Annotated in this window: 32 protein-coding genes; 4 read left to right on the forward strand and 28 right to left on the reverse strand. The window is 43.9% G+C overall.

What is annotated here, in order from left to right:
- The first annotated feature begins 14 nt into the window (after positions 1-14).
- Positions 15-437, forward strand: coding sequence for a type II toxin-antitoxin system HicB family antitoxin (locus tag L1028_RS25220; RefSeq protein ID WP_234540687.1), 423 nt, complete (start codon positions 15-17; stop codon positions 435-437).
- Positions 438-691: 254 nt separating this feature from the next.
- Entirely contained in the window at positions 692-1,654 is a 963-nt protein-coding gene (locus tag L1028_RS25225) for a hypothetical protein (protein ID WP_234540688.1), read from the forward strand.
- 114 nt (positions 1,655-1,768) lie between these two features.
- On the opposite strand, the gene L1028_RS25230 is transcribed toward L1028_RS25225, so the two are convergent.
- The gene (locus L1028_RS25230; RefSeq protein ID WP_234540689.1) at positions 1,769-2,077 is read right to left on the reverse strand and encodes a hypothetical protein; all 309 of its coding nucleotides are present in this window, start codon (positions 2,075-2,077) and stop codon (positions 1,769-1,771) included.
- Between the two features lie 84 nt (positions 2,078-2,161).
- Positions 2,162-2,377, reverse strand: a complete 216-nt coding sequence (locus tag L1028_RS25235; protein WP_234540691.1) for a helix-turn-helix domain-containing protein — start codon at positions 2,375-2,377, stop codon at positions 2,162-2,164.
- 699 nt (positions 2,378-3,076) lie between these two features.
- On the opposite strand from L1028_RS25235, the gene L1028_RS25240 reads away from it, so the two are divergent.
- Entirely contained in the window at positions 3,077-3,940 is an 864-nt protein-coding gene (locus tag L1028_RS25240) for an ATP-dependent DNA ligase (protein WP_234540693.1), read from the forward strand.
- Between the two features lie 52 nt (positions 3,941-3,992).
- Here the strand turns inward: L1028_RS25240 and L1028_RS25245 are convergent, their stop codons facing one another.
- The 3 genes from L1028_RS25245 to L1028_RS25255 all read right to left on the reverse strand — a co-directional run bounded on the left by L1028_RS25245 (position 3,993) and on the right by L1028_RS25255 (position 5,524).
- Positions 3,993-4,208, reverse strand: a complete 216-nt coding sequence (locus L1028_RS25245; protein WP_234540694.1) for a hypothetical protein — start codon at positions 4,206-4,208, stop codon at positions 3,993-3,995.
- 53 nt (positions 4,209-4,261) lie between these two features.
- Positions 4,262-4,498, reverse strand: coding sequence for a hypothetical protein (locus L1028_RS25250; protein WP_234540695.1), 237 nt, complete (start codon positions 4,496-4,498; stop codon positions 4,262-4,264).
- Between the two features lie 258 nt (positions 4,499-4,756).
- The gene (locus tag L1028_RS25255; protein WP_234540696.1) at positions 4,757-5,524 is read right to left on the reverse strand and encodes a hypothetical protein; all 768 of its coding nucleotides are present in this window, start codon (positions 5,522-5,524) and stop codon (positions 4,757-4,759) included.
- Between the two features lie 106 nt (positions 5,525-5,630).
- Here L1028_RS25255 and L1028_RS25260 point away from each other — a divergent pair, with 106 nt between their 5' ends.
- Complete coding sequence (locus L1028_RS25260) at positions 5,631-5,837, forward strand: hypothetical protein (protein WP_234540697.1); 207 nt, start codon at positions 5,631-5,633, stop codon at positions 5,835-5,837.
- A 250-nt stretch (positions 5,838-6,087) separates the two neighbouring features.
- On the opposite strand, the gene L1028_RS25265 is transcribed toward L1028_RS25260, so the two are convergent.
- The 23 genes from L1028_RS25265 to L1028_RS25375 all read right to left on the reverse strand — a co-directional run bounded on the left by L1028_RS25265 (position 6,088) and on the right by L1028_RS25375 (position 24,014).
- Positions 6,088-6,759 (reverse strand): N-acetylmuramoyl-L-alanine amidase, encoded by a 672-nt coding sequence (locus L1028_RS25265; RefSeq protein ID WP_234540699.1) that lies wholly within the window; start codon positions 6,757-6,759, stop codon positions 6,088-6,090.
- Positions 6,759-7,025 (reverse strand): phage holin family protein, encoded by a 267-nt coding sequence (locus L1028_RS25270; RefSeq protein WP_234540700.1) that lies wholly within the window; start codon positions 7,023-7,025, stop codon positions 6,759-6,761. The genes L1028_RS25265 and L1028_RS25270 overlap by 1 nt, the downstream gene beginning before the upstream one ends.
- A gap of 1 nt (position 7,026) precedes the next feature.
- A complete protein-coding gene (locus L1028_RS25275; protein ID WP_234540701.1) occupies positions 7,027-7,272 on the reverse strand; it encodes a hemolysin XhlA family protein in 246 nt (81 codons plus the stop codon).
- A gap of 126 nt (positions 7,273-7,398) precedes the next feature.
- On the reverse strand, positions 7,399-8,247 hold the full coding sequence (locus L1028_RS25280; protein WP_234540702.1) for a hypothetical protein: 849 nt from the start codon (positions 8,245-8,247) through the stop codon (positions 7,399-7,401).
- 3 nt (positions 8,248-8,250) lie between these two features.
- Positions 8,251-11,523, reverse strand: coding sequence for a phage tail-collar fiber domain-containing protein (locus tag L1028_RS25285; RefSeq protein WP_234540703.1), 3,273 nt, complete (start codon positions 11,521-11,523; stop codon positions 8,251-8,253).
- Positions 11,524-11,553: 30 nt separating this feature from the next.
- Positions 11,554-12,105 carry a phage tail protein I gene (locus L1028_RS25290; protein WP_234540705.1) on the reverse strand — a complete coding sequence of 184 codons (552 nt, stop codon included), beginning with the start codon at positions 12,103-12,105 and terminating at the stop codon, positions 11,554-11,556.
- Positions 12,098-13,225: a baseplate assembly protein gene (locus tag L1028_RS25295; protein ID WP_234540734.1), complete on the reverse strand. Its 1,128-nt coding sequence runs from the start codon at positions 13,223-13,225 to the stop codon at positions 12,098-12,100. Before L1028_RS25295 ends, L1028_RS25290 begins: the two co-directional genes overlap by 8 nt.
- Before the next feature lie 4 nt (positions 13,226-13,229).
- Positions 13,230-13,562, reverse strand: a complete 333-nt coding sequence (locus tag L1028_RS25300; protein ID WP_234540706.1) for a GPW/gp25 family protein — start codon at positions 13,560-13,562, stop codon at positions 13,230-13,232.
- Positions 13,559-13,978, reverse strand: coding sequence for a phage tail protein (locus tag L1028_RS25305; protein ID WP_234540708.1), 420 nt, complete (start codon positions 13,976-13,978; stop codon positions 13,559-13,561). Before L1028_RS25305 ends, L1028_RS25300 begins: the two co-directional genes overlap by 4 nt.
- 3 nt (positions 13,979-13,981) lie before the next feature.
- The gene (locus L1028_RS25310) at positions 13,982-14,362 is read right to left on the reverse strand and encodes a phage baseplate assembly protein V (RefSeq protein WP_234540710.1); all 381 of its coding nucleotides are present in this window, start codon (positions 14,360-14,362) and stop codon (positions 13,982-13,984) included.
- A 7-nt stretch (positions 14,363-14,369) separates the two neighbouring features.
- A complete protein-coding gene (locus L1028_RS25315; protein WP_234540735.1) occupies positions 14,370-15,392 on the reverse strand; it encodes a phage late control D family protein in 1,023 nt (340 codons plus the stop codon).
- An 11-nt stretch (positions 15,393-15,403) separates the two neighbouring features.
- Positions 15,404-15,610 carry a tail protein X gene (locus L1028_RS25320; RefSeq protein WP_234540712.1) on the reverse strand — a complete coding sequence of 69 codons (207 nt, stop codon included), beginning with the start codon at positions 15,608-15,610 and terminating at the stop codon, positions 15,404-15,406.
- Positions 15,607-18,552 (reverse strand): phage tail tape measure protein, encoded by a 2,946-nt coding sequence (locus L1028_RS25325; RefSeq protein ID WP_234540713.1) that lies wholly within the window; start codon positions 18,550-18,552, stop codon positions 15,607-15,609. The genes L1028_RS25320 and L1028_RS25325 overlap by 4 nt, the downstream gene beginning before the upstream one ends.
- Before the next feature lie 3 nt (positions 18,553-18,555).
- Positions 18,556-18,693, reverse strand: coding sequence for a hypothetical protein (locus L1028_RS25330; RefSeq protein ID WP_234540715.1), 138 nt, complete (start codon positions 18,691-18,693; stop codon positions 18,556-18,558).
- 17 nt (positions 18,694-18,710) lie between these two features.
- The gene (locus L1028_RS25335; RefSeq protein ID WP_234540716.1) at positions 18,711-19,019 is read right to left on the reverse strand and encodes a phage tail assembly protein; all 309 of its coding nucleotides are present in this window, start codon (positions 19,017-19,019) and stop codon (positions 18,711-18,713) included.
- A gap of 44 nt (positions 19,020-19,063) precedes the next feature.
- Positions 19,064-19,582, reverse strand: a complete 519-nt coding sequence (locus tag L1028_RS25340; RefSeq protein WP_234540717.1) for a phage major tail tube protein — start codon at positions 19,580-19,582, stop codon at positions 19,064-19,066.
- Positions 19,583-19,597: 15 nt separating this feature from the next.
- Positions 19,598-21,046, reverse strand: a complete 1,449-nt coding sequence (locus L1028_RS25345) for a phage tail sheath family protein (protein ID WP_234540718.1) — start codon at positions 21,044-21,046, stop codon at positions 19,598-19,600.
- Positions 21,036-21,440 carry a hypothetical protein gene (locus L1028_RS25350; protein ID WP_234540719.1) on the reverse strand — a complete coding sequence of 135 codons (405 nt, stop codon included), beginning with the start codon at positions 21,438-21,440 and terminating at the stop codon, positions 21,036-21,038. Before L1028_RS25350 ends, L1028_RS25345 begins: the two co-directional genes overlap by 11 nt.
- Positions 21,437-21,871, reverse strand: coding sequence for a hypothetical protein (locus tag L1028_RS25355; protein WP_234540720.1), 435 nt, complete (start codon positions 21,869-21,871; stop codon positions 21,437-21,439). The genes L1028_RS25350 and L1028_RS25355 overlap by 4 nt, the downstream gene beginning before the upstream one ends.
- The gene (locus tag L1028_RS25360) at positions 21,868-22,437 is read right to left on the reverse strand and encodes a phage tail protein (protein WP_234540721.1); all 570 of its coding nucleotides are present in this window, start codon (positions 22,435-22,437) and stop codon (positions 21,868-21,870) included. The genes L1028_RS25355 and L1028_RS25360 overlap by 4 nt, the downstream gene beginning before the upstream one ends.
- Positions 22,434-22,757, reverse strand: coding sequence for a hypothetical protein (locus L1028_RS25365; protein ID WP_234540722.1), 324 nt, complete (start codon positions 22,755-22,757; stop codon positions 22,434-22,436). Before L1028_RS25365 ends, L1028_RS25360 begins: the two co-directional genes overlap by 4 nt.
- Positions 22,758-22,760: 3 nt before the next feature.
- Entirely contained in the window at positions 22,761-22,952 is a 192-nt protein-coding gene (locus L1028_RS25370; protein WP_234540723.1) for a hypothetical protein, read from the reverse strand.
- A gap of 21 nt (positions 22,953-22,973) precedes the next feature.
- Positions 22,974-24,014 carry a major capsid protein gene (locus L1028_RS25375; protein ID WP_234540725.1) on the reverse strand — a complete coding sequence of 347 codons (1,041 nt, stop codon included), beginning with the start codon at positions 24,012-24,014 and terminating at the stop codon, positions 22,974-22,976.
- Positions 24,015-24,029 lie beyond the last annotated feature (15 nt).

The following is a 24,029-nucleotide window of genomic DNA, read 5'->3' on the forward strand; positions in this document are numbered from 1 at the left end:
GGAGGTTAATATAAATGAGTAAGAAAGATGTTTATCGCTACTGGGCGTTGCTAGACACGGCAGATGAAGGAATCTCTGTTCGTTTTCCCGATCTGCCCGGATGTCTGACTTCCGGTGATACAGCTGAAGAAGCACACACCGCAGCACGTGAAGCTCTTGAGGGGTTTATGTATGTGATGGAGCAAGACAATGACCCTATTCCTTCACCGTCTGTGCTCGGTGATATCTTGAAGCAAGCAGAACCGACAGAGGCCGCCTGTGAAGTGCAAGTCTATATGCCAACTGTTAGGGATGCAATGGAAGCCAAGGCTGTAAAAAAAACACTGACGGTACCGAAGTGGTTAAACGATGAGGCAGAAAAACAGCATCTGAACTTTAGCCAAGTATTGCAAGAGGGGTTGAAACGAAGTCTTGGAATCGAAAAGCAGCGTGTTTAATTAGATACCTCCTTGCGAACATACCTATCCTATAGGGTGTTTCGCAAGACTACATAATTCAACCGCCTGATGATGGCCGGATGGGAACCGGTCGAAACCATTTTGCGCTACGGCGCAGGATGGTCGCGGGAACCCGCTACGAGCTAGCTTTGCAAAGCTAGCCGTTACATACAATGTTCTTTGTTAAATACAAACATAGTAAAATTAATCCAATTCTGATAAACTATCTATATTTATTGGATTGGAGGATGGAAATGAGCAAAAATCGATCTATTCCTAAACTTGTGATCGGCGGTGTTTTAATAGCTCTTCTGTTGTCGAGTTGTGGAAAAAAAGATGATCACTCCTGGACAAAAGACAACACCGCATTAATGAAACAAACAGAACTTTACTTAATTCAAGCCAGTAGCGTTTGGGGAATAACTTCCGAAGAAAAGGAAAGTGCCGTCAATGGTATTAATTCGATCATGTCATATTATGAAGGACCAAATACAGATAGTTTTTCTTTGATTGCCAAAGCAATAGAAGAGGGGAACGCAAAAGAGGTTAAGAATATTTATGAAGACATTGGAGGGGACGTTACTTCATTCAGCATTCCAGAGTCAAGTGGGACACTCTCCAACACTCCCGTTTACACTGCAGAGCCAGAAATCGATAACCTTGCAGAAAATGCCGCCTCATCACACGTACAAACTCCTTCTATTCACTTAAAAGGTACAGGTACAAAAGCCACTGACTCTTTCGATCTTGAGTCAGGCTACGCCATATTTGAAATTGATTATACAGGAGACGCCAATTTCTACGCGAATTTGTTAAGTCCTTCAGGTGATGAAATGTTACTTGTCGCAAATCACGGGAAATATACGGGCAGGATATATAAGGAAATCTCTGAACATGGCTCTTACCTAATAAACATAACAGCCGACGGAACCTGGTCCGTGAATATGACTCAAAGCTACGCAGGGAAAACATACTCTTCTCCCGCTTCCATTTCAGGATCAGGAGATGACGTTTTTTTCGTGAATTTAGAAACAGGTAATAGAATATTTAATCTCGAAAACAAGGGAACAAAAATGTTCATGACTGAACTGGATGGGAGATTGTTGGGCGTAGAGAACGGTAATTATTCAGGGTCAAAAGCCTTGTCAATTGAAGAAAAAGGAACATACCCTCTTACGATAAAATCAGACGGACAATGGAATATTAACATCAAATAAAAAAAGCCCTAACGACCTTATAGGTTAGTAGGGCTTTCATATTCTCAAGCGTTTGGTAATTTACTATGTACTCACACCTACTACATCCTCTATTTTAATCTAGTCGTAACCCTCCTAGTACTTAGTCCAGTATTCGATGTTGCTACCATTCATGCCCCACTGTATATCCTGCGGTACTGACTCATGCCTTTTAAACCGTGGGTCAGGGCGTTCCCATCCCTCTATTATGATCGCTGTCTCAGGCGGTGTGTTTGGATTCCATTCGATATAATTTTCCTGAACCAACTCCTGCAAAGCCGCTTTAATTGGTACTGGCATACATCCACTTAGACGTTCCAGTTCAGGCAGACTCGGCATATGAGCATGATGATTCGCTGAGTGAGTCATGATCATGAGCAGTTTACATGCTGTATCACTGAGCATTGTTTCCCCTCCAAAACAAGAACATTTGTCTGTATTATAACCAAACACATGTTCTTAAATCAATGTAAAAAAAAGGAGCCACGGTTATTCTCCGGGTTCCTCCACGTATTCAATCAATTGATCGATATGTTTTAGCTTGAAGTATTTCATGAGCGTTTCTAAGTGTTCAGGCGGCCAATGCTTCGCAGTGTTCTTTTCCATATCACTTAATGTGTTCCATCGAATATTTGTGGTCTCACTTAATTGGCGTACACTCAACTTTTCTAATTCTCGTAGTTCTTTAATTTTCAATCTCAGCATTCCTAATCACCTCAATCTGACTATACTATATACCAATTATAAATTCAACGTTTTTCGTTGACATTCAACGATATTCGTTGTATAATTAGGATATAGAAAGGAGGTGAACAAGGCACATGAAAGATTGGGTTACGCTCCTTACAGCAATCATTCAACTCATTACCGCAACGGTGCTGCTAAAGGACAAAAAGAAAGGAACCAAAAAACGCCGCGGACCACGCAAACGTAAATAGGTTCCCGGAGAGTAAGGGTTGCACCCCTTGCTCTCCACCCAATCATAACATAAACGGTTTGAACGATACAATTAGCGGCGGGCATACACAGGAGGAAATAAAGAAATGGCGAGATTAGCTATAGTTCTATGGAGTTTTGGTGGATCAAATGAAATTTGGGTGACAGAGGATGAGCTTTTCGATCTTGAACAGTCACCATCAGTTTCGAAGATTTTCTTTAAGTAACGCAGGGGCTACAGCCCCTCTAAAGGAGGAGTAATGATGTTCAATATAATTGTATGGGGAGTCGTTGTGGCTGCGTTTGTCATCTCAATCGTAGCACTAATTAAAGCCCGTGGACGGCGTTAATTCTAAAAACAAAAAAATACCCCATCTACCAATTAAGGCTGATGGGGTATTATCATGCCCAATACTTCCCTGTCCTTTCCTCTTCCATTGGCATTTATAATTAGGTAGAGGTGAAACTATGTTTATATCCCCAATGTTGTTGCAGACGGCTCCAGGGCCATTTACCCACAACGATTATATATTTGAACCAAAAATAGATGGCCATCGTCTTATTTACTCTCAAGAATTCGGCAAGATCCGGTTATATACCAGACACGATAATGATTGTACCCAACAGTACCCTGAACTACATCTCCCATTTACGGATGATGTTGTTTTGGACGGCGAAGTTGCCTGTGTCGATCCTACAACTGGTGTATCAGACTTTGAATCTGTTATGAGTCGATTTCAGACAAGGCGAGCAGAGAAGATAGTACAACTCACCGGGACACTCCCCGTGTATTATGCCATCTTTGATATCATGATGTACAAAGGTCAGGATGTGCGTGGGTTGCCCCTGATGAGCCGCAAGGAGATACTGACGGGATTAACTCTACCGTCTAATAGCTTTGGAGTAGTACCGCACGTAGAAGGTGCTGGAGAGGCATTATTTGAGCAGATCGAAACTCGGGGTATGGAAGGCGTAGTAGGTAAGCGTAAAAATAGCATATATGAGACTGGCCGTCGCTCTCATGCGTGGCAAAAGGTCATCAATTGGACCTATGCAGATGTTTTTATAACCGGATATCGCAAACAGGAATTTGGCTGGCTGGCTGCTGTACCATCCGGTTCGTCTGGAAAGTTACGTCCAGCCGGAATTATAGAGCTCGGTGCGTCACCTATTCATAAGCAGGCATTCAGAGGCGTTGCCCAGCAGCTTGTAAAAGGCGAGGACAAAGAGTTTGTACATCTCGAGCCAAGATTACGGGCAAAGGTGCGTATGAGGAACTGGACCAAATCTGGAATCCTGAGAAGTCCGGTGTTTACAGAGTTTATAGTTTAAACGTAAAATACCCGCTGACCAATTAAGGTTAGTGGGTATTTGTTGTACATGCTTATGCTAAAACAATCCTAAATTCAAATTCACTTCTTATGTAATAAGTATCAGCAACCTTAACGCTAACCGGGCTCCATTTCTGGACTGGACCCTCACAATCAATTACAAAGTCGGCCAGATCGCCACGCAGTTCAAGTATTTCAACTTGTGACTGTGACAAAGCAGCCGTTAGAAATTCAGAGTCAGTCTGTATGACTTTATATACATTGCTCAAAATGATCACTCCTAGGTATAAAATTTCTTCCAGCGAGTTTTTATGTGATCCCTTTACTTTTCTTTGAAATTTATATTTTTGATTATTAATATAATGGAGAATAAAATTAATAGTATAAATCCTGCTAAAGAAAATATATTAGTAATTAAAACTAACAACACACCAAATCTGCTATTTCCATACCCACCTCTGAACATTCCAAGTTTAGCGTAACTAAGGGTAGGGTTATTCAATAAAGCAAGTATAGCACTCCCCAGCATGCAATAAAGTAATTTCGAATTTTTCCCCATTAAGATTATTCCTCCTATATTTTAAATTTAAATTAGTAGCCAAAAAATGCCGTTGCCGACCTCTGAATAATTAATATAAATGATTTGGAACATTATGTATATGAACTCTATATCACTGATAAGGGAAGAACATAAAGAAATACCCCGCCATTACTGGCAGGGTACGGTACTTCTATTGTTTCTGTTTTATTTATTCTGGAAAGATATATAGACACATTTCTTCTATTTAGTATTTGTTCAAATTAAAGCTACTAAAAATTAATTACCAACGCTGTATGAAAGACCCATAGTAGTCCATCTTCTAGCATACCAATCACCTGTGATCGAACCACTCATAGAGTAATCACCTGCAGAAAAAGCAGAATATGAGAAACCTGCTTCAAAAGTTCCAGTGTAATGATAAACAACACTGCCCTGACCAGTGGCAGAAATTTTATAAGTAGGGAAAGATCCTGTTGTAGATATTGCACTCATAGTCTTGTCTTCCATCGTAAATGTCCCACTATTAATTACCTGCATTGAAGTGTTTAAAATTCCATTGATTTGTTTGAACCCACCTGAGACAAAGACATCCATATTTACAGTCAAATCAAGATATGCTGGACCCCAATATTTCTGAGTAGATGTTGTTACAATTCTATTCTCCCCTGCGGAAACAGTAGCAAAACTTTTTGCCGAAAAATTCGGCTTATCGGTTTCTGAATAACTAACTAAAAGTGCTCCTGTATCCTTATCATACAAATCCAGCTTTACAGAGTTAGGTGATTCTGTTCTAACAGCTTTTGCATTTGAAGGTATGATATCCTCGATCTTTATGTAATTCAATTTTAGATCGTCCGAAGTAACGTTCTCATCAAGAGTAACCTTCTCTCTAAAGTTATTAACTTCGAAATTATGTACTTGCTCTGTGTCATTGGAAACGACCGGAGAAGCCACTGGATCTGCAGCGTTAGCAGATACCTGTACTGCCCCCATCAATAACGAACCACAAAACGCCATTCCTACTACTTTCTTAATCTTTTTCATAATTGTTCCTCCTATTTCAATATTATGGTAAACTACTCTAGTATCCTAATCTATTACAATTAACTTGTCAATAAATAACATTAAAAACTCAATCAGGAGGTTTAATATGAATTTAACTGAATTGTCACAATATACAAATGAAATCGGTGGTCGTTTAGGCGAAATTGGCGACAAGACTGGTAAAGGTTTATCTGAAATTTCTGGGCAGATTTTTAATTTAAGAAATGTATTGGAAAATACAAATACTCTACTAATTATCCTGATAGTTCTTTTCGCTATCAATATAGTAATAAGTTTTTTCAAAAAAAAATAATGATGTAGGAGATTAGGATATGTAATTTCTATTATGGGAATGACAATGTGTTAGTATCTTCAAAGGTAATAAAGTAACCCACCGAGTAATTAAAACGGCGGGTTACTTTAGGTATTCTCTAAATTAATATCATTCCAGACAAAACATCTTTCAGATAACGTCGAACGAAAGCCTCAACTTGCTGGGATTTTATGCAAAAAACAAAAAAACAGCCGAATATCCAGTGGGCATATTCCCAAACGCTTAGGAATTACTTTGTGATATTAACAGTCTTTGTTTCTGCGTCATATACAACCGTAGCACCTAGTGCCTCTGCTACAGCTCGTGCAGGTGTATAGGTCGTGCCATTATCGAGCACTCCATCGGCAACCTTTTTGCCGTTTACGTTAACTGTCACCTTAACGCCTTTGTTCACTGCTACACCTCCTGTCTTAAGTTTGTAATCAACCATGTTTTTAAACGCTGTCCAGCCTGTCCATTTACCGCTGCCATACATCAAGTGAGGGCAAATCTTACCCGACCAGTCAAAGTGACGTCGAAGCCGATCAACACCCCATCCACGCTCTTTTAGCATCGACGCAACCAAGGTAGCAGCATTATCTAAAGTCTTGGCATAATCGCCGCTCTCGCAGATTTCTACGCCTATACTAGACCTATTGCCACTTCCCACCTTACTTCCGTCCCCAGCGTGCCAAGCGTTTTCCGTAAGTGGTATGCATTCGATAGCCTCTTTACTATCCACAACGATATGAAATGATGCTTGTCTATTGTTGGTATCATTCGTAAGCCATGAGCGCTCATTGGCGGCTGTGCTGGATGGGTTGCCTGTATTGTGAATAGTTATTGTTGTCGCAGTCATTGCAAGCGCAGGACGTCGATTACAGGCTGTTTTTGAGGGGATGTAATCTTTACGGTAAATCATTACTCATCACCGCTTTTCTTCGCTTGTTTGACCAGTTGGTTACCATACACAGCCACAGCACCGCATAGGATACCTTGAATAAAGCTTGTAATAACAAACCCTAGCATCGATACAGCAAATACGATGGCGACCAGTGTAACAATGTACACAATGCTCCAGTCCGGTACTTTCGGCGTTTTTTTTAACCAATAACCGATGATCCAACAAGCTACGACAACAACCAATAATTCAGGATTAATAAACTCCATAACTACATTCCATTCCATATTAATTTCCACCTTCCATAGTAAATTTTATGATTGCCAATATAACGGCTCCGACTACAGTCGTCCCTAACCAAAAGATTGTTTTGTCGATTTTGTCTAATCTGTGGTGAGCAGACCTTGCAGATGATAATGCCTCAACCGCTGTCTCATTAGCTGTAATCGCTCGATCTAACTTTTTGTCCATTTCGTTTACTTTCGTTTCTACTCTCGTTATCCGTTGCAAAACCTCGGATTGTTCCACGCCCATTCCCGTTCCCCCTCAACATAAATAGCCCCCGTAACTGCTACGAGGGCAAAATAAAAACGCCTACTATTGGCGTAATAGATTGGAATATTTTGTCGATTGCTCGCCCTACTGGATATTTCCAAGTGTCTACCCGTATATCAGTAACTCGTATTCTTGGTTTGCTCGTCCTACTGGAAATTTGAAGGTGGACGTAAGCTCGTAAGGAACACGTAACATCTCAGATTTATAAGCACTTGTACCCGCGGGATTCGATGCTCGTATATAGTTAGCGTAACCACCATTCGGGAAATTTGCATATATACCAAGATCTGACCAAACAATACTACACGCGTAATTGACATCTAGTGAAAATTTAGATGTTATAATCTTAGGTCTGAATCCAAGAGCTACCATATCAATTATAACGTAAGTATCATTTTCATTCCCGCCGATTTGATTTGGAACGTTCATTGGAGTACTGCTAGAAGTTAAAGTCAATTTTTTAAATGGTGATGCTCCAGCATACGTGCCTGTCTTACCAAAAAGACTGACTCCAGATTTAATATTACTATCAATGAAATCAGGGTCGCTAACTGAAAAGTTTGTTAAATCATCATACACACCTTTTGCGCTAGGCTGGGCAAGCAGGATACTTGTACCCGATTGTCCGAATCCGCCAAACGTAACCTCTTTGCCCCTTAGATCCCCGATTGTTCCATCCATTCCGAAAATGGGTTTACCTTGTAAAATATTCGAAGGAATAAAATTAGTATCGTAAACTAGAAGCGCTTCTGTATTTTCTGCACGGTACACACCTGTTTCTGGAACGCCTACAGAAATATATCCCTCCTCTGGAGATATCACAGTTCCAGTTTTTTGACCTTGATTACGAAAATCTTTTAGTGTGCCAGTTCCGTTTACTGTTGTTCCCGCACTGTATTTAACTCCTTCAGTCACATCTGAAGCCTTCGCATTCCCCGGTATATAAAGTACCATGTATTATCCTTCCTCTCTGAGTGTCGCTGATATAAAAACGCCATTCGCTGAATTTGTTGTTGCCACAACTGTAATGGTTGTCCCCACTTGTGCCTTTAATGTAACGGGTATGAAATCGTAGTCATTGATAGGCATTGGAGTCAGCGGTAGAACTTCCCTTGCTTGCACTCCTGACAAGCTTGTGTAGTTCACAGTTATAGTGACAGACTTCCCAGCCGCCGTTACTCTAAGATATGGCAATACCGTAAACATTGCGGACGTAATAACTGAGTACGTGGCTACTGTTGTCGCCGTTGTCGTGGTTAGTTGTACTTCACTACCCACAACTCTAGTTGCCGCAACTTCTGCAATCTTCTTGTTTGCGTCCCGTATAGGAATAGTGTTAGGTACTGCGGTTTGGGAAGGAGCGTACCCGTTCAGCGTGTTGGCGTTTCCGTATGATATGGGAGTATCGAGCACATTGGTGATTCCTGTCTCTACAGTGATCGGAGCGACCGACCAGTTTCCACCTAACCCACTAGCTCCCGTATGCCCTGCAAGAACCTCCGATACTTCAACGTTCGGAAAGTTCCACGCAGTAGTCACTCCCCCTAGGAGGATACAGCATTTTGATCCGTCGTACGCAAACCGTACTGAGTTAAAGGGTGGATTTCCTACGATGTTCGCTGTAGTTTGTGCCCACCCTGTAGCGAAGTTATATCCCCCAAGAAGTAGCTCCCAAGCGCCTTTACCTGTAACGTACTCATATCCGCTAATCTTGATGCGCATCATTGCCTGAGTCCACCCCACAGGGAGGGTGATCTTCATTGTTCCTGTTGTAGAGCCGCCAAGACTATAGGAGGCTATGTTGGCGTACTTATAAGAGGTTCCCGTATACCTCGTAGTAAGCATTGCTTCCATTACCCCTACACCACCACTGGTTATATTGGATACCCATGGTGTCCAGACGTTAGATCCATTTCTAAAGCGCGTTTTTGTATTTCCAGTTACTACGTCTGTCGCCTCCTGTTTTACAAAAGGGGAGCCTCCGTCAGTCCTCGATACAATCACTACCCCGAAGGATACATTAGGTGGAGGATTTAACAGACCCGTAGCTTGACTCATGGCGTAGACACCGTTTGTTGTTAGTGAGTTAAAATCTGTGTTATTGGCAATTGCACTTCTCGTCACAAGTAGCGCAGAGTCATTGTAACCTGTCCACATAGGAACCCATTTTTCCCAAGCCCCTGCGTTTATTTTTCTACGAACATAAGTATTCCCGGTAGTACTAAAGAACATCTGCCATATCCAGTTAGTTGCGTTGTCATGGGTTTCACCCGAACTGTTGTGGACTAATGCCTGCCCAAACCACCCTTCGGGAGCCCCTGTAGCAGTGTTAGATATAGAGTAAGTGCCCGCTGTGAGCAACGTATCCATATTAGTTACTACTGCGCCTTGTCCGGCTAGTGAGCTATACGTATTTACTATTGGTACCTTTCCATTAGCATTTAGTCCTGCGTAACCATCAGCTACACCCTTACTATTTGTGTTTTCAATTTCTACCCAAGCGCCCCAAGTACCACTGTAGAAGTTCCTACTGTACATTCTTAGTTTAGCGTTTACGAGTGAGGTACCATAAGTAGTTATTGTCTGGTTTAAACCAGCGTGTTTAGATACTTTTAAATGGAACGCGTACTTGAGCGGTGGCATGTTAAGGTACGTTCCTGCCACAGCGTCGGATATAGTGTAGAACTCCCCTTCGCTGGTCATGTTGTTCATGTCCAAGGCATTAGTATTAAGGAGGGTGGCTCTACGGGCAATACTTGCTCCTATATTAGCATCAGGAACCATAGAGAACTCGTTGAGTCCCGCATACCCATTAGCTACGTTCTTTTTGTCCGCTCCTTCAATTTCAACCCAAGTACTCCATACATTGAGTTTTCTTATGCGCTCGTATCTAAGGGGTTTGTCTCCAGCCGTACCACTCATAAGCGTAGCTCGTTGAAGTACGAACTGTGAATTCTCGGTGTGTTGCTGTACTTCAATGTAATACCATACATTAGCCGTGGTTGGTGCATTAACTAGTGCTATGCCGTTATAAAACCCGTTAGCTAGTACGGTGTCTAAGTCGGTACCGTTTGGTAGCTTAATATTTTTTCCGCTGTTATCCGTTAGTAGGTGCTTCTGAATTAAATAACCGGACTGAGTTTTTGTGTCATCTGGTATAGTCTGAACTGCTACAGGAAGCGTAGTTGCAGCCGTACCTGTGTATGGAGTCCCTATAGTGAACGGCTTGGTGTTAATCGTTGCTTGTGATGTAAGCCGCTTAATATGGACAGCATACCCATTACCGTTACTTGTTCGTGCATCTATGGTGATACGCCATAGATTGCTAGACGCGCTCCAGTACACGTCGGAGATAGATAAGCAGCTAACTATAGGACCAGTAACTTCCGTGTACTGGGTTAACTGACTGTTTATAGTACCTGATGTATTAGTCATGATATTGAAACGCTTGGTCATTCTACCTACGTTATTCTGGTTACCAAATGTGCCTGTGACGGTCACTTCAAAAAAACCAGCAAGAGCACCTGCATTACTCAGGTCTACCTTTTGATTAGCTACGTTATGTGTGAAGCTAAATGTGTACACGGTCTCAGTAGAAAACTCCTTTAGACTGATTCCGTCCCCTAGCATATATTTCGCTGCATCCATGGCAGGAACACCGCCAGCAGCGCCTTTCTGTACCAAGGGAATAGATGCGTTCTTGGCGTTAGTCTCTGCTGCATTCCAAGCAGTACGCTCTGCAGCTGTGATGTGGGTTGTAGCGTTGTCTACATGAGCAAGAAATTCCTTCTTTTGAGTGAAGACAAGCGAATCATCGATCTTGGCTGAGATATTCGCTGCGGTACCTATAACAACATCAATATCAAAAACCTTCTCAATAATATCTGAGCCACCGCCTGGTGGGATGTAATCAGCAGTCACACCTGAGTTCGCATAAGCATATAAGATTTCTCCGACGTCTGGGTCTGTAGCAAACAAGCCTATCTCTCGGAAATAGAAGCCCGATGTGACGCTGCTGTTATCTACCACTGAACCAATTGTAGCCTTATTTGGCGGTTGAGCCCGGATGCGGGTAATGGGAAGAACCATCTTCTGCGATATCAATCCAGTAAGCGCAGGCATGGACTGACCGTTAAGCGATCCATCCCCAATTGCTACCCGGGTATATTCAAGCTTTGCGCCTGCCTGCGCCTTACCTTGCAGAGCCAAACCTTTTATTGTAATTGTCATGCCTCCAAAAACAGCCAATGCAAACCCTCCTTAAATTCGTATCGTTTCGCCGAAGTGAATCACGCCACCAAAATAGAGCTGCAACGGCTCAGACTGTGTAATTGTCACACTATCCAGCACAGCAGACAGGCGCTTTACCGCATCTACTGCCCGGATAAATTCATGTGCTCGCGTGGTGGTCACGTCCGCGTTATTGGTCAAAACACGGAAGTGATATGGATCTCCACCGTATTCCCACCATTCTTCAACCCTTCCTTCACCAAAGAGCAGTGCAATCAGATCTTCAACCGCTCCTGGTGTACCCTTTCGGCGATAGAATGGAATCGCAGTGCTCACCAGCTCGCGACGCTGCTCGATAGGTAAATCAGGATCATAGTAAGGCGGCTTGAACTGCCACGCCAGCTCCGTAACCTCTTCTTCTGTCCATTCGTTTGCTCTGCCGAAGATGTCTAATCGCTCAATGAGAATGGCCGTCTGCTGTAATTCAAAATCCAATGCTGTAGCTGCTGCTGCTATTGCTGGGTCTCTAGCTAAATTTGGCGGCAGAATATCTCTCAAACTAATAGTTTTAAGATCAATCATCGACCAACCCCCCATAGGTGATTGTTGTGGAACCTTCGTGTGCTACTTGGGTCGCCTCAATAGGTGTATAGGTTGGTGCTGTAACTGATAACCTAAGAGCACCGGCAGCCATTACACGTGAAATCAACTCGGATGGATTAATGTCTCTGCCAAGACGAGACCTTTGCCATAGCTGATATGCACTTACTGATGCAGCTACAGCCGCCTGAATTGCTGGCGCTTCAATTGCTCTACTGCGGCTAATGTAATAAGTTAGTCCAGTATTGTAGCTAACAGCCTGGGGAGGTTTAACCGTCACTTTATCTGTCAACGGACGTACTCCCCGAGACTCAAATACAGCCGCTACCGCTTCTATGGTATCTGCACCAGGGATTTTACCGCCAGTCAAGAGAGGTAACACCGTTACCTCACCTTCAGTGGGAGAGTATGCATGCACATCTAATATGGCTGATGATGCTGACTTTGCCCAAAACTCGTAAGCCCCACGCGGACCGGCCGTGCTGTACGACTCTGGCGCTGTCCTGATCCGCTCCTTGAATGCATCATCAGTTTCCGCAGCTGCGCCGCCACCGCTCTCTGTCTGATTAATAGCTGAGATCACAAAAGGCAAGGGGTCCATTAACACATTGACTTGTCCAGGAAGAAAGCCATTCCCGGTAGGACCAGGATTACTACATGCAGCCAACACTGATCCAACAACTGCCCCGGCTGGAATCTCCAGTACCTGAGTAGTAGCGAAATAAATTGATCCGTCTCCGCCCTGAGCACCGACACGCGTCCCGGCTGGGATCAATGTCGCGGAAGGCAACGGCATCGACAACGTGAATTTAACTGATGTAATAGCCGGTGCTGCATCTAACCGCTCAGCCCCCTGAAACGCCGCCATGTGGTCCAATACTACGCCGGAAGCATACCGCAGCAAATTGCCCTTGGATGTCCGGTTGATCATAACGCGCTGCTGTACAATTACCGCAGCAAGAGAAGACAAAAAAAGCCTTACCGGATCGGTAGGCTGTAGGGTACTGTCAGTTAGACCTTCGTACACAGTGATAATGTTTTGTTGTATGTCCGCCGCATCTTCAGCAACAAACTGTATCTCTGGTAAATCTACGTATTGCACCAAATTACGTTACCTCCTCTGCCAGTGTGTACCTCACTACAACCGCTATACGCCCTGTCAAAGCGTCCGTTATTGCTCCTTTAAAAGATACATCTATGAGTTGCGCTCGTGGTTCCTGCTCAGCAATAGCAGCGTATATCTCGCCAGTCAATCGTGCTTGTGCGATTTGATAAGGCTCATCAACTATACTGTAGTCAATCCCAATATCTCGTGCTAGTGGTGCGCTACCGAGTGGAGTGGTTAATATTGTACGGATGTTCTGGGATATTTCTTCTACTCTGGTCGCTGGAGCAAAATTTATTCTCGATGGCTGAGTCATATCGACGGTATAGATCATTTAACATACTCCTCCAGTGTAATGTTCACGTTTGATGTGAGGACATTTCCAATGTTATCCATGGATTCCCAAGCTTGAGATATGTCTGCAATTATCCAAAGGCCAGTTCCTACACCCTTGCGCCCAATAATCAACGGCAGCGCCTTACCTGACCGTTCTAATTCAATGAGTCGGTCCAGTTCTTTCCGGGGATTGAGTCCGAATCGCGCATCAAAACGTACCGAGAACGACACCGAGTCAACTCCCGGTCCTAGCCACTCCTTTTTCGGTTTCTTGCCGATAATGTCGTGCTGCGCCCAGCGTCCTGCGGTGTTCCTGGTAAACTCATCAATCGTTCGTGTAGCTCCCTCTGAAACAACAAACACCACAGGACCAAGACTGCCAATCTTAGACATTGCATATTCTTGGCTTCCCATGCCTTACCCTCCGCTCGTTATCTTGCCAGTTACGTTTAGATTGCCATCAATCTGTACGCTGCTGGCCGCTTTGAGGTTAATAGTCTTAGTAGCGCGATCATAATAGACATAGCTACCATCCTCGAACCATATACCACGCTGATCAGCTGTCCCGGGCATCTTATCCTCTGAACCGTAATAAGTACCTAGACAATAACCAGCGCTACGACTGTTATCCAAAAAGACACATAGCACAGTTTCTCCAGGCTGTGGCACGGCGTTCTCTTGCCCCCAGCCTCCGCTCGTAATAACAGGAAGCTCGCCAGATACCAAATCGTCGCGATCTGGAAAGACTACCCTCACACTGCCCACCGTTTTATCTGACGTTGATACTTGACCGATCACAATCATGCTACCACCCCAATACCCTTCTGATTTCCAAATCAGTTGTGAACCCGCTACCGCCTATGGCATGATTGGCAGATACGATAATATATTTACCATCAAATCGTCCCCAACCCTTTATATTGATCGTCAGTCCCGCAGCCATACGGATATCACCCATAAGGCTTAAAGTCCCTCTTCCCGCCTCCTTGTTTTTCTCTCGCAGTCTTTTTCTACCTAACTTGAGTGCTGCTGCTTGAGAATCTGCCTGCTCGTTGATCTTTAATATAGGTCCACTTTTGGGAGCTCCCGGCGGTGTATAGGTCACCTTTACAGTCTTTTTAGACTTACTATTTGTATAAGATACCTCACACGCACAATAAGCTGTATAAGCTGTCCCCCACGAAAATCCATAACCTTTTACGTTATCTTCTCCACGCGTAATCGTTGCAATAACTGGTTTTTTCTCATAAACAGACTCGTCGAAGAGTACGAGAGATCCGTTTGATACTTTTATAGCAACACCTTCCTTGGTTGCTGTTTCCAGCAGAAAAGCAAGATCAGAAAGCTGAGACTGTTCAAGGCGATCATAGGAAGGATTGTCTGTAGCTTCAAATAGTAATTTTAAACTCGCACGTTTGGCGATTTCCCCAGCTACCATTTTAAGGGTCACCTTTTCCCAAGATTTCGAGCGCTTTTCTTGCCGTATATTCGCACTCACAGGTAAAGACACAGCTTTTATAGCTACTGTATCTGGAGGGCCATTAAAATCAAAGGAATCAACTTCAAAAGAGCCAAGGGGAAGCTTTTTAATCTCACCAGGACCATCCCAGTTGATTGTGCGAATCTCCCCTTTGACACGATCCCCTTCAGTCGGTGACCAAGGACCTTGCCAGTTCCGTTCCCTGTCTTCCAAAGTTATCGAAAGACTATCAAGTGTCCCTGGGGCCGCATCGTTAAACTGAAAATCAGTTAATGCTTTGGCGATGTCCTTTGTAACATCCTTTCCGTTATACGAAAGTACCAGCACAGCCCTACGCGCGTCCTGCATCAGTTCCAATATTATCCCTCCCTCCGCCATGGCGGAAGCGTCTCAGAAGCGTTAGTAGGCTTATCCGGTACATTTAAGATTACATTTCCAGAAAACACAACGGTTCCTGCTTGTTCTGGGTTTGCGTTAATTAGCAACGTCATTAAATGCGCATTATTGTACAGCTTAAAGGCGATACCGTCCCAAGTATCGCCCTGTAACGTTCTGTATGTGGTCATTGAAAACTCACCCGCCTTTGCTGCTGAGCGATTTCATTTAAACGCCGTTCTAAAGCGTTATTTGCTTGCTTTATTGCATCGTTTACCAATTGCATGATGGATGGATCGACGCCTGGGATGGTAATAGCCGGAGCATTGTTCACCTGAATTACCGTTTCACCTGAGTTACTGTTATAGCCCATTAAATCATTAGCCATGTCAAGCAATGATCGAGATCGGGGCTTATTATTAATTGGGATTGCGATTTCTGGACCAGCTTCACCGAAGATAGACGCTTCCGTAGCAATACCGCCGTCAGCATATTGATCCATTCGAAATTGTTTAGGCAAAAGAGAGTTTGTTATATCTGTTACAGTATTAGGTGCCTTTGGTGTATAAAGACCGGTTTGAGAATAAAGCAACTCAATATTGATTTGTTTTTCTGTAGGTAACAGCAGCATTTGTTCATTTAGCTCCTGTACATCGGCCAAAGCCGCTCCGAAACGTTTCTTTTCTTCGTCGGATAGATCAATGAACTTCTTGGATTGCACTTCTAGAGTACCGCCAAGATTTAACTCAATGAGTTTTAATTGTTGCTCATAAAGTTCCTGGTAAGTTTGCTGGGCTGCGTCAAGATCACCAAGCTTTGTAATTTGAGTATCTATTGAATCAATTTGTCTGTTAGTCAAATCTTCAATTGCTTTATCCAATCCGTCGAGTTGAAAGGCCCCTGCAAAGTTAAATCCTACAGTAGAGCCTACTTCATTGACTTTTTGGACAAGTTCAGTAAGTCGGGTGCTTAATTCATCAGAAGGATCAGCGTTTTTAAGATTCTCAAATTCAGCTGCATATTCTTTTAAGGCGGGAATAGCAGCATCCAACGCATCTTTTTGAGCTTGAGTAGCCTCCGTTTGTTCCTGAAGCCTCTGAATTTCTGCTACAGTTTCAGGTAACTTCTGCTTGCCTTCTGTAACATTTTTTTCGAGTTGTAATTTTGCTATTTTTTCATCAGCACTTGCCATTTCCTTCGCAAGACCGGCCTTTTCACGAAGTTTCCCAATCTCTATATCGTGTTGGCTTATAGTCTCAGGGAACATATCTTGTAACTGCTGGGTAATTTCTTTCAGCCGCTCCTGTTGTGCCGTCAACTCTGCGGAACTACCTGCTAAATCTTCGGAGCTAGAGGCACTATCCGCAATTTTTTTACTAAGTTGGTCATACTCCCACAATAAGTTATTAGTAAGTTTTGCTTTGCTAGAAGCTTCCTCATACTGCTTGGATGACTCTTTTAACTCATCTCCCATGTGAATCAGTTCTTGTCTCGCATCTTCCTGATGCTTCTTATAAGCCATAACCCCCAAAGTAAGGGCGGCTACACCAGTAACAGCAAGTCCAACAGGATTAGTTAATAGCGCCAATGCTTTTGTGAAGCCTCCTGCAGCCCCTCCAGCTCCGTCAGCTGCTGTTGTAATTGTTCCAAAACCCTTAACGATCTTAGATACAGACTTACCGATCAATGCCGCTGGTGCCACAAGTGCAATAGCTTTTAATATTTCGGTGTTATCGCCCATCCAGTCAGCAAATCCTTGGAGTGCTGGCATTAAATCCTCACCAATTGGAATTACAAGCTCTGTCATAAGCTGACGGCCCACTGCTTGAAAGTCCTTGCTCAAGGTATCATATTTAACCTTCGCTACTTCCTCCATGGTCGCTTTAGTCATATCGAACTGCTCACGGGCAGTGCCTAAGGCTGCGATAACACCGGACTCCATGTCCTCAAACTGCGTACCAAACAATGCCACACCGATTGTGCTTTTTTGAATTGGATCTTCAATCTCGCCAAGCTTATCAATAACTTGTTGCATGGCGTCTTTACCTTTGACTGATCCATCAGCAATTCCATCTAAAATATTAATGCCTTGACCCATGATTCCTTGCAATGCTTCATAAGCTTTTGCTGATTTAGTGCCGCCTGCTTTTAAGTTCTTGACTAATTCAGATGCAGTATCTTTGGATACATGTTTGAGTAATTCCATATACTCAGCAGACTTCTTAGACCCTTTTGTCAGCCTTTGCGTAAACTCTTCTATATCATCCGGTGCGAACAACATGGCCATAGCTGTTTGTGTGCTTGTACTGCCGTCCTTAATCCGTATACCGAACTCTTTAACTGCGTCTCCAATTTTATCTATGTTAAAAGCGCCTGCACCAAGTCCAGCTGCGAATTGATCGAACATCTCTTCAGCATCGTAACCCAAGGTTTTAAAGTACACACTGTATTCGTTAGCAGTATCAATAAGTTCATCAGACTTATTAAGTCCATTCTGTGCTCCTTGAGCCAAGAGGTTGTATGCTTGCTCTGAGGTGACACCGAAGTTTCTCATCATCGTGTCTGATGCCTTGATACTTTGGGTAATATCCTCGCCAAACACATCTCTAAACACAATGGCGTTTTTAGTCGTACTTTCTAACTCAGCGCCCGTAGCCTGCGTTACCTGCCGAACTGTTGCAAGTGCAGCGCCCAAATCGTTAAAATCCTCGCCAAGTCGATCATTATAAAGGGATTCAGCGCTATCCTTCATCGCAAGCATTTCTTCGGCAGTTACGCCAGTTGCAGCCTGTAGCTGAGCCATAGCATCAGACTGATCAGCAATGGTTCCTACGATATTTTGCATTCCGCCAGCAGCACCTTGTATTAGGGCAAATGCTCCAGTGTACTCGCCAACTTGTCGTAGAGTATCACCAAATCCCCCTGCGCTATCTCTCAGATTACGGAGTGAATCATCTGTACGGTCAGCGTCACGCCGCACATCGTCCAAATCTCCGCGCCGAGACATTTCTCTCAGTGCGCGTTCCAATTCCTCTATATGACGTTCCGCGTTGCCCATCGACTGCCGGAAAGAAGGGTCCATGAGCCCGTTTAACCGAAAGGCGATATCATATTCTCTGCTTCTTCCTGCCACGGTCTATTTACTCCCCTTCCGTTTACGGATTCTATTTACCCGCTCCACCGAGTCCCTGAGTTCATCAAGCGGCAAGCTCAAATAGTAAGAGACTGGTGTATAGGTAATCATGGCTAGAGAGACAGCGAGGTCTTTAATCACCTCACTGTCTCCACAGCCTACAGCAGCAAAAAATTTCTAGCCCTCAATGTCAATGCAGTAAAGTCTTTTGCCTTGGCTGTGCGAATCAATTCAACGTGCACCCCTGCTGCTTTGGCAACTACATATGCCAGGTATGCTTTATCCATTTCAGGAGCAAGGGATATACCACCTCTCTGTTCCGCGCGATACTGCCGATCACAAGAGATGATGTCGTTTCCAGATAAATTATCAAAATCGAGCGTGACTTCCTTTGTCTCTTGCCCTTCAAATATAAAAGGCTTCGCAAAGGTGTAAACCTCTGCCAAGCCTTGTGTTTCCTCAGACATTCCGTTTTCCTCCTCAAATTCCCAAGCGTTTGGGGTTTTATGATTTACAATGCGAGATTAGCTCTAGTTTTGGCTAGATAATCCACACCAAGAACCTTGTAAATGTAAGCGAGCTTATCAATCTCTAAAATCTCCTCACCATCAATTGAAACCTTGAGGTAGTGAACTGAAAAAGCAGTTGTCGAACCCATAGCCGTCATCGTCTCTAAGCTGCCTAGCCCACCACTAAGAGGACGTCCCCGAACTGTAATCTTCAGGGCAGATTCAAAATATTCATTAGTAGCTGTATCAAACTCTTGGATGCTCGCCCGCAAATCAAGTGCATGAACCTTTGGAGCTAGCAACTGCAAGCCTGCCTTTCCAACGTTACTCCAGTTCAACGTTAGTGTCATTGCACTTGTTTGTCCTGGTGATGGAGCCTCCATCTCCCCCGAAATTCCGGCTCCTTTGGTCGTATCAGACAAAAATCCAATCTCAGGGAGATCGGCCGTTGCTGTTCCCAAATATTCTGAACCATTTAAATGCACAGAATAATCAATTACTCGTTCTGATCTTTTTGGCATATGATATTCCCCTTTCTATGCCGCGAAAAGCGCAGCCAAATAAGTTGTGTCGTATTCAAGCAAGAAATCAATTTCCTGTGCTGGTCCTGGTGGTGTGATAAATACATGGAAAGCGATTTTTCCAGACATCAGGCTTGTTACAGGATTCTCGGATTCTAAGAATTCCACTCGTCCACCTAGTAGCGCACCAGATGCCGTAAGTCCATTCAGCCAGATATTGACGGAATCTGTGACGGCAGCAATCAGCCGCTTATTCATCGGATCATCGACCTTTTGCATATAGGTTAGAATCAGACTATTGCCCACCCAATTAAACATGCGCCGGATAGGAATGAAACTATCCTTCGGATCCGTCACGCCCGGGAATGCTCCGGTATAGTTACCCCAAGACTTCCAGCCGCTTACGCCAAGATTCAATGCAGTCATTATGCCTAGACTGTTAAGATAACTAGCTTGATCAATCCCCAGAAAAATGTCTTTTCCGCTAGCTAGTGCCGTTCCATCCGCTTGAAGTGATTTATTAGATGGAGATGCAGACGGAATACCACCGTTTGCCGCGTCCGTCGCCGCAATTAGTCCAGCAAGTTGAGTAGAGTAATGAAAAACCTTATCTCCCAGCGTAAGTAGAGGGTAGGCTGGAATTTGCAACGGTCCAGTATAGTTATTTTCTGACTTCCAAACTCCTGCATCAGTGTAAGGCTGAGCAGGATCAATATCAGTCAAAGCCATTGCCTTGAAATTGCCGTTAATGTTGCCAGATTTAGCTTTCATAACAGCTGCTACCGTTGGTTTATGCGACCAACCCGGTGCAACTAGCAAATCAGGGAGAATGCCAAAACGTGGGTAAACCTGATTCACTAATTCAAAACCAGTATATGCACCTTCCAGAGTTACCCCACCAATAACGTCATCCTCATCAACAGCTGCAGGATTAAGTTTGTCATATCCCACTTGAAGTGATGTAATTGCTACCCCGATAGCACCACTGGCCTTAGTTGTAATAACTACGTGACCATCATCGTTAAAAGCCGCTGTGTAATCTGTGCCATTGACATAGGCAGTAGCGCCATCCGAGGATTTGACAATTAGTGTTGGAAGTATTACACCACTGACAGCTAATGTAGCCACTCGATTTGCAACGGTTATAGCAGCCGGTTCTACGGTCGTCTTGTGTGTGAATGGATCAAGGACATTGACTAGTATCATTGGAGCCATGGCATACAACGCAAAATGCGAGTAAATAAGTTCGCATAGCCCGTAATCCTCCCAATCGTCTGAATAGCCAAGTGCAGATACTGCTTCCGCGTACGTATGGACCAACACGGGAGTATTCACCGGCACTGCTGCTGATGCCATGTTTACCGGTGCTGTGCCTACTGCAAACGGAATACCACTGCTCGCCTGTGTTGGAGCGAGTACAGATGTTGCTTGTTCAATAATACTTACACCATGTTTAAATGCCACTATTATTCACTTCTCCTTTCATTAGGGCTTGATATGCCACATACTGCGCGGTGCCAGTTTGGAGGATCAGCTTCTGAGAGTTGATCATTTCATTTAGCGGAAAAATCAGATCTTGGACTTCTGGTCTTTCAGTAAGCAAGGGTTCCAAGTAGGCTGGAATTCCCTCACGGAATACTGTGGACTGAAGCAAACGTCCGCCCGGTAGGTTTGGCCCCAGATAGATGAGGGAGTTCGTTTCCTTTTCTTTCACTGATTCTATTTGTTCTGTGAATACACCTACTACCTCTTTCTCTGACGGGTTTACTGTCAGGGTCGGATCAGAAGTGGATTCATCCGCATTTTGTTGAACAGCCTCATTCAAAACTTGGATTGGATCTTCTTTTTTTCGTGTCATATATACTTAACCTCCTGTCTAATTTGTGGAAGTGTCCAAGTCGTTATAGCTTGGCAGATCCATTGCGGTTCTGGTTGGTCCTCTAAAAACTGCCATTTCCAATTTGATTCAATCCGGAATTTTTTATCGATAATCCGTTGCCTCATTAGCAAAATGCGAACCCTCTCCATGAGGTTAAGAACATCAATAAATCCGCTGTCATCCTCCGACTGTGTACCGAACAACAGTTTAACTTGAACTCGACTCTCGTCGTTATCGCTGTCACCATCCATAGGACGAACAATAATAAGGGGGAACACTGGATCATTCCGGTTTTCTGCAGTCTTACTCGGCAACGCTCCAAGATGCACCGCTGGAATGGTCACGGCATCATCAGCCAACTCTTTTTTCAAAAAGTCCTTGATTGCAATCATCAACATAACTGACGTCATGATGCTCCACCTCCTAAACGGCGGTTAAGTTCATGCTCAATCCGTTTATCCATTTCCTCCACTGCTACCCGCTCCAGGTGCTCAGTAACTTCTGGATTATTGAGCATGACTGGAACTGCAGGACCATATAGTTCCTCAACAGGTAAGCGGCGACGTGAGCTGCGGCGGAAAACACCAATATGCCCGCTACTCATTCGAGTAAGAAACGCACCGTCAACTTTTTTGTTACCACCAGCTCGTTTAACAGCTGCCTTTAGCACACGCGGACGTTTGGCAGATGGTGACTTGGGGTTTGTACGGAACTGCAGCAAAGGTATATTTCCACCCTTCCAGCGAAGCTCACTGGATAGATTACTGACACTCCCCCGCTTGAGCACTACCTGATCTGTAACGGCTTTAGATTTCACGATGTACGTTTCCTTTGCCTTCCGCCCAGATTCGGTTTTCAGGCGCTGAGAGGTTCGGTTAAGTGCAGAATAAAAAGACTTGCGTACATCCGTATCCAACGACCCAATCCGTCTCAGCGCGTCCCTTATCCCCCTTGCTTCGCCACGCACATCAATCATGTAACATTCGCCTCCAAATACAACGCGAGCATTCCTTTTTCTGAAGCCACTCGGATCAACGTCCGCATTTTACCGTTCACATTCATACGTTGACCCTGTTCTGGGATATATCCCAATTCCAACTCATCTACATATAATGTCTCAGTAACAAGCGAAACCCCCTCAGCGTATGCCAGGGGGTGCTTGCTGTCGGTTGCTGAGTTAAGAACTGCTTTAACTTCTTTACCGTCAATTTTGAAAATATCAGCAAATTCTTTTGTATTAAGGAATGTCCGCTGATTATCAATTTTAATCTGATCACGGAGGTTCACAACAAACACCCCTTACTCTCCAGTAGCTTCTGCTTTCTTGGCGGCAGCTTCTTTGATCGCCTTGGCCTCAACATCAGGATCTTTGATTGCCTTCATGGAAAGCAGTCGTTCAATTTCCTCTTTCTTCATTTCTTTTGGGAGTTGCTCCCCGATAGCAATTCGTTTGCCATTGTGACGGATGTTCCATTCTGCGATATATACCATGAATCAATATCCTCCTTTGGATTAAAGAACTTTTGCGACATACCAGCCATCTACATTGTCCGGTACGCAGATAGGGCGGGAAAGTAATTGCAGTTTACGGCTTGGCGGTTCTATTTCACTCAGCACCTGCGGAAGAATTTTTTCACTCGCAAAAACAAAATCTCCCTCCTTGTTGGCTATCAGATTTGCACCGTACAAAAACTCGAACGGTTGCCCATCAGGCAGGAGGGCAAGTGTTCCATCAGGAATATAGCTTACGTCTTCCCCCTCATCATTCGAGTAAGAATTTGTATATGACCAGATCTGAAGGTTTGCCTGACGCAGATATCCATGATAGATAACTCCTTCCGGCAAAATTTGCTGATTCAGATCACCTATATCCAACGTCTCTTTTTTAGCCTCAATCAGCTTTAATAGCGTTGGGTGGTTTACAATAGTCCGAGCTACTTTCGCGGTAGTAAGTACACGGCGCATTGTGCGACCACTTTTATCCATGACTTCCTGCACCCAGTCAGTTAGATACTCAACGACGTTGGTAGCTTCATTTGAAAACAAATCAGTCCCAGACAGCACTTCAATATTTGTAAATCCCCAGTCGAGGACCTGGCTAACGCCTTCACCAATCTGCACAGTCTTCCCTGTGAACATGATTCCTGAGACTTGCTCCACTTTACGACGATGAATAGTATCCGTCAGGTCAGATAGATCCTTAACAATCAGTTCCTGATAGCGTTGTTCAGGAGTCTTTGGATTCAACAGTGTTTCGCCAAGCTGTTTTACTTTTAAATCATGGCGCGTAATAACTCTCAAAGGTTTCAACAATGCAGGAGCGTATGTTTTGGATGTAAACCCTGTCCGCAAAACAACTTTACCTGGGAGTAATTCATTTACGTATGGAGCCAAAGGGCGGTGACCTTTTTTCGTTTGAATTTCGACTTCATCAGTTGTGAAGACTTCGCCTTCACGAGTAAAAGTGTCTGTCAGGTAGTATGAGTCTTCAGGAAATGCTTCAACAACCCGGACTAGTTTTGGAATTTCTAAAATATCATGATAAGATGCCATATTCTTTTGTCCTCC

It is taken from the genome of Paenibacillus pseudetheri, assembly GCF_924513355.1.
GTDB classification, from domain to species: domain Bacteria; phylum Bacillota; class Bacilli; order Paenibacillales; family Paenibacillaceae; genus Paenibacillus_AQ; species Paenibacillus_AQ pseudetheri.

Excerpts from the sequence above, each read along its gene's own strand:
- L1028_RS25300 (WP_234540706.1), bottom strand. The coding sequence starts at position 13,562 with ATGATCTATACCGTCGATATGACTCAGCCATCGAGAATAAATTTTGCT.
- L1028_RS25375 (WP_234540725.1), bottom strand. The coding sequence starts at position 24,014 with ATGGCATCTTATCATGATATTTTAGAAATTCCAAAACTAGTCCGGGTT.
- L1028_RS25225 (WP_234540688.1), top strand. The coding sequence starts at position 692 with ATGAGCAAAAATCGATCTATTCCTAAACTTGTGATCGGCGGTGTTTTA.
- L1028_RS25285 (WP_234540703.1), bottom strand. The coding sequence starts at position 11,523 with ATGACAATTACAATAAAAGGTTTGGCTCTGCAAGGTAAGGCGCAGGCA.
- L1028_RS25270 (WP_234540700.1), bottom strand. The coding sequence starts at position 7,025 with ATGGAATGGAATGTAGTTATGGAGTTTATTAATCCTGAATTATTGGTT.
- L1028_RS25350 (WP_234540719.1), bottom strand. The coding sequence starts at position 21,440 with ATGACACGAAAAAAAGAAGATCCAATCCAAGTTTTGAATGAGGCTGTT.
- L1028_RS25305 (WP_234540708.1), bottom strand. The coding sequence starts at position 13,978 with ATGGGAAGCCAAGAATATGCAATGTCTAAGATTGGCAGTCTTGGTCCT.
- L1028_RS25290 (WP_234540705.1), bottom strand. The coding sequence starts at position 12,105 with ATGATTGATCTTAAAACTATTAGTTTGAGAGATATTCTGCCGCCAAAT.
- L1028_RS25315 (WP_234540735.1), bottom strand. The coding sequence starts at position 15,392 with ATGCAGGACGCGCGTAGGGCTGTGCTGGTACTTTCGTATAACGGAAAG.
- L1028_RS25320 (WP_234540712.1), bottom strand. The coding sequence starts at position 15,610 with ATGACCACATACAGAACGTTACAGGGCGATACTTGGGACGGTATCGCC.
- L1028_RS25260 (WP_234540697.1), top strand. The coding sequence starts at position 5,631 with ATGAATTTAACTGAATTGTCACAATATACAAATGAAATCGGTGGTCGT.
- L1028_RS25340 (WP_234540717.1), bottom strand. The coding sequence starts at position 19,582 with ATGCCAAAAAGATCAGAACGAGTAATTGATTATTCTGTGCATTTAAAT.
- L1028_RS25355 (WP_234540720.1), bottom strand. The coding sequence starts at position 21,871 with ATGACGTCAGTTATGTTGATGATTGCAATCAAGGACTTTTTGAAAAAA.
- L1028_RS25220 (WP_234540687.1), top strand. The coding sequence starts at position 15 with ATGAGTAAGAAAGATGTTTATCGCTACTGGGCGTTGCTAGACACGGCA.
- L1028_RS25265 (WP_234540699.1), bottom strand. The coding sequence starts at position 6,759 with ATGATTTACCGTAAAGATTACATCCCCTCAAAAACAGCCTGTAATCGA.
- L1028_RS25240 (WP_234540693.1), top strand. The coding sequence starts at position 3,077 with ATGTTTATATCCCCAATGTTGTTGCAGACGGCTCCAGGGCCATTTACC.
- L1028_RS25235 (WP_234540691.1), bottom strand. The coding sequence starts at position 2,377 with ATGCTGAGATTGAAAATTAAAGAACTACGAGAATTAGAAAAGTTGAGT.
- L1028_RS25250 (WP_234540695.1), bottom strand. The coding sequence starts at position 4,498 with ATGGGGAAAAATTCGAAATTACTTTATTGCATGCTGGGGAGTGCTATA.
- L1028_RS25335 (WP_234540716.1), bottom strand. The coding sequence starts at position 19,019 with ATGTCTGAGGAAACACAAGGCTTGGCAGAGGTTTACACCTTTGCGAAG.
- L1028_RS25370 (WP_234540723.1), bottom strand. The coding sequence starts at position 22,952 with ATGGTATATATCGCAGAATGGAACATCCGTCACAATGGCAAACGAATT.
- L1028_RS25275 (WP_234540701.1), bottom strand. The coding sequence starts at position 7,272 with ATGGGCGTGGAACAATCCGAGGTTTTGCAACGGATAACGAGAGTAGAA.
- L1028_RS25360 (WP_234540721.1), bottom strand. The coding sequence starts at position 22,437 with ATGATTGATGTGCGTGGCGAAGCAAGGGGGATAAGGGACGCGCTGAGA.
- L1028_RS25280 (WP_234540702.1), bottom strand. The coding sequence starts at position 8,247 with ATGGTACTTTATATACCGGGGAATGCGAAGGCTTCAGATGTGACTGAA.
- L1028_RS25255 (WP_234540696.1), bottom strand. The coding sequence starts at position 5,524 with ATGAAAAAGATTAAGAAAGTAGTAGGAATGGCGTTTTGTGGTTCGTTA.
- L1028_RS25230 (WP_234540689.1), bottom strand. The coding sequence starts at position 2,077 with ATGCTCAGTGATACAGCATGTAAACTGCTCATGATCATGACTCACTCA.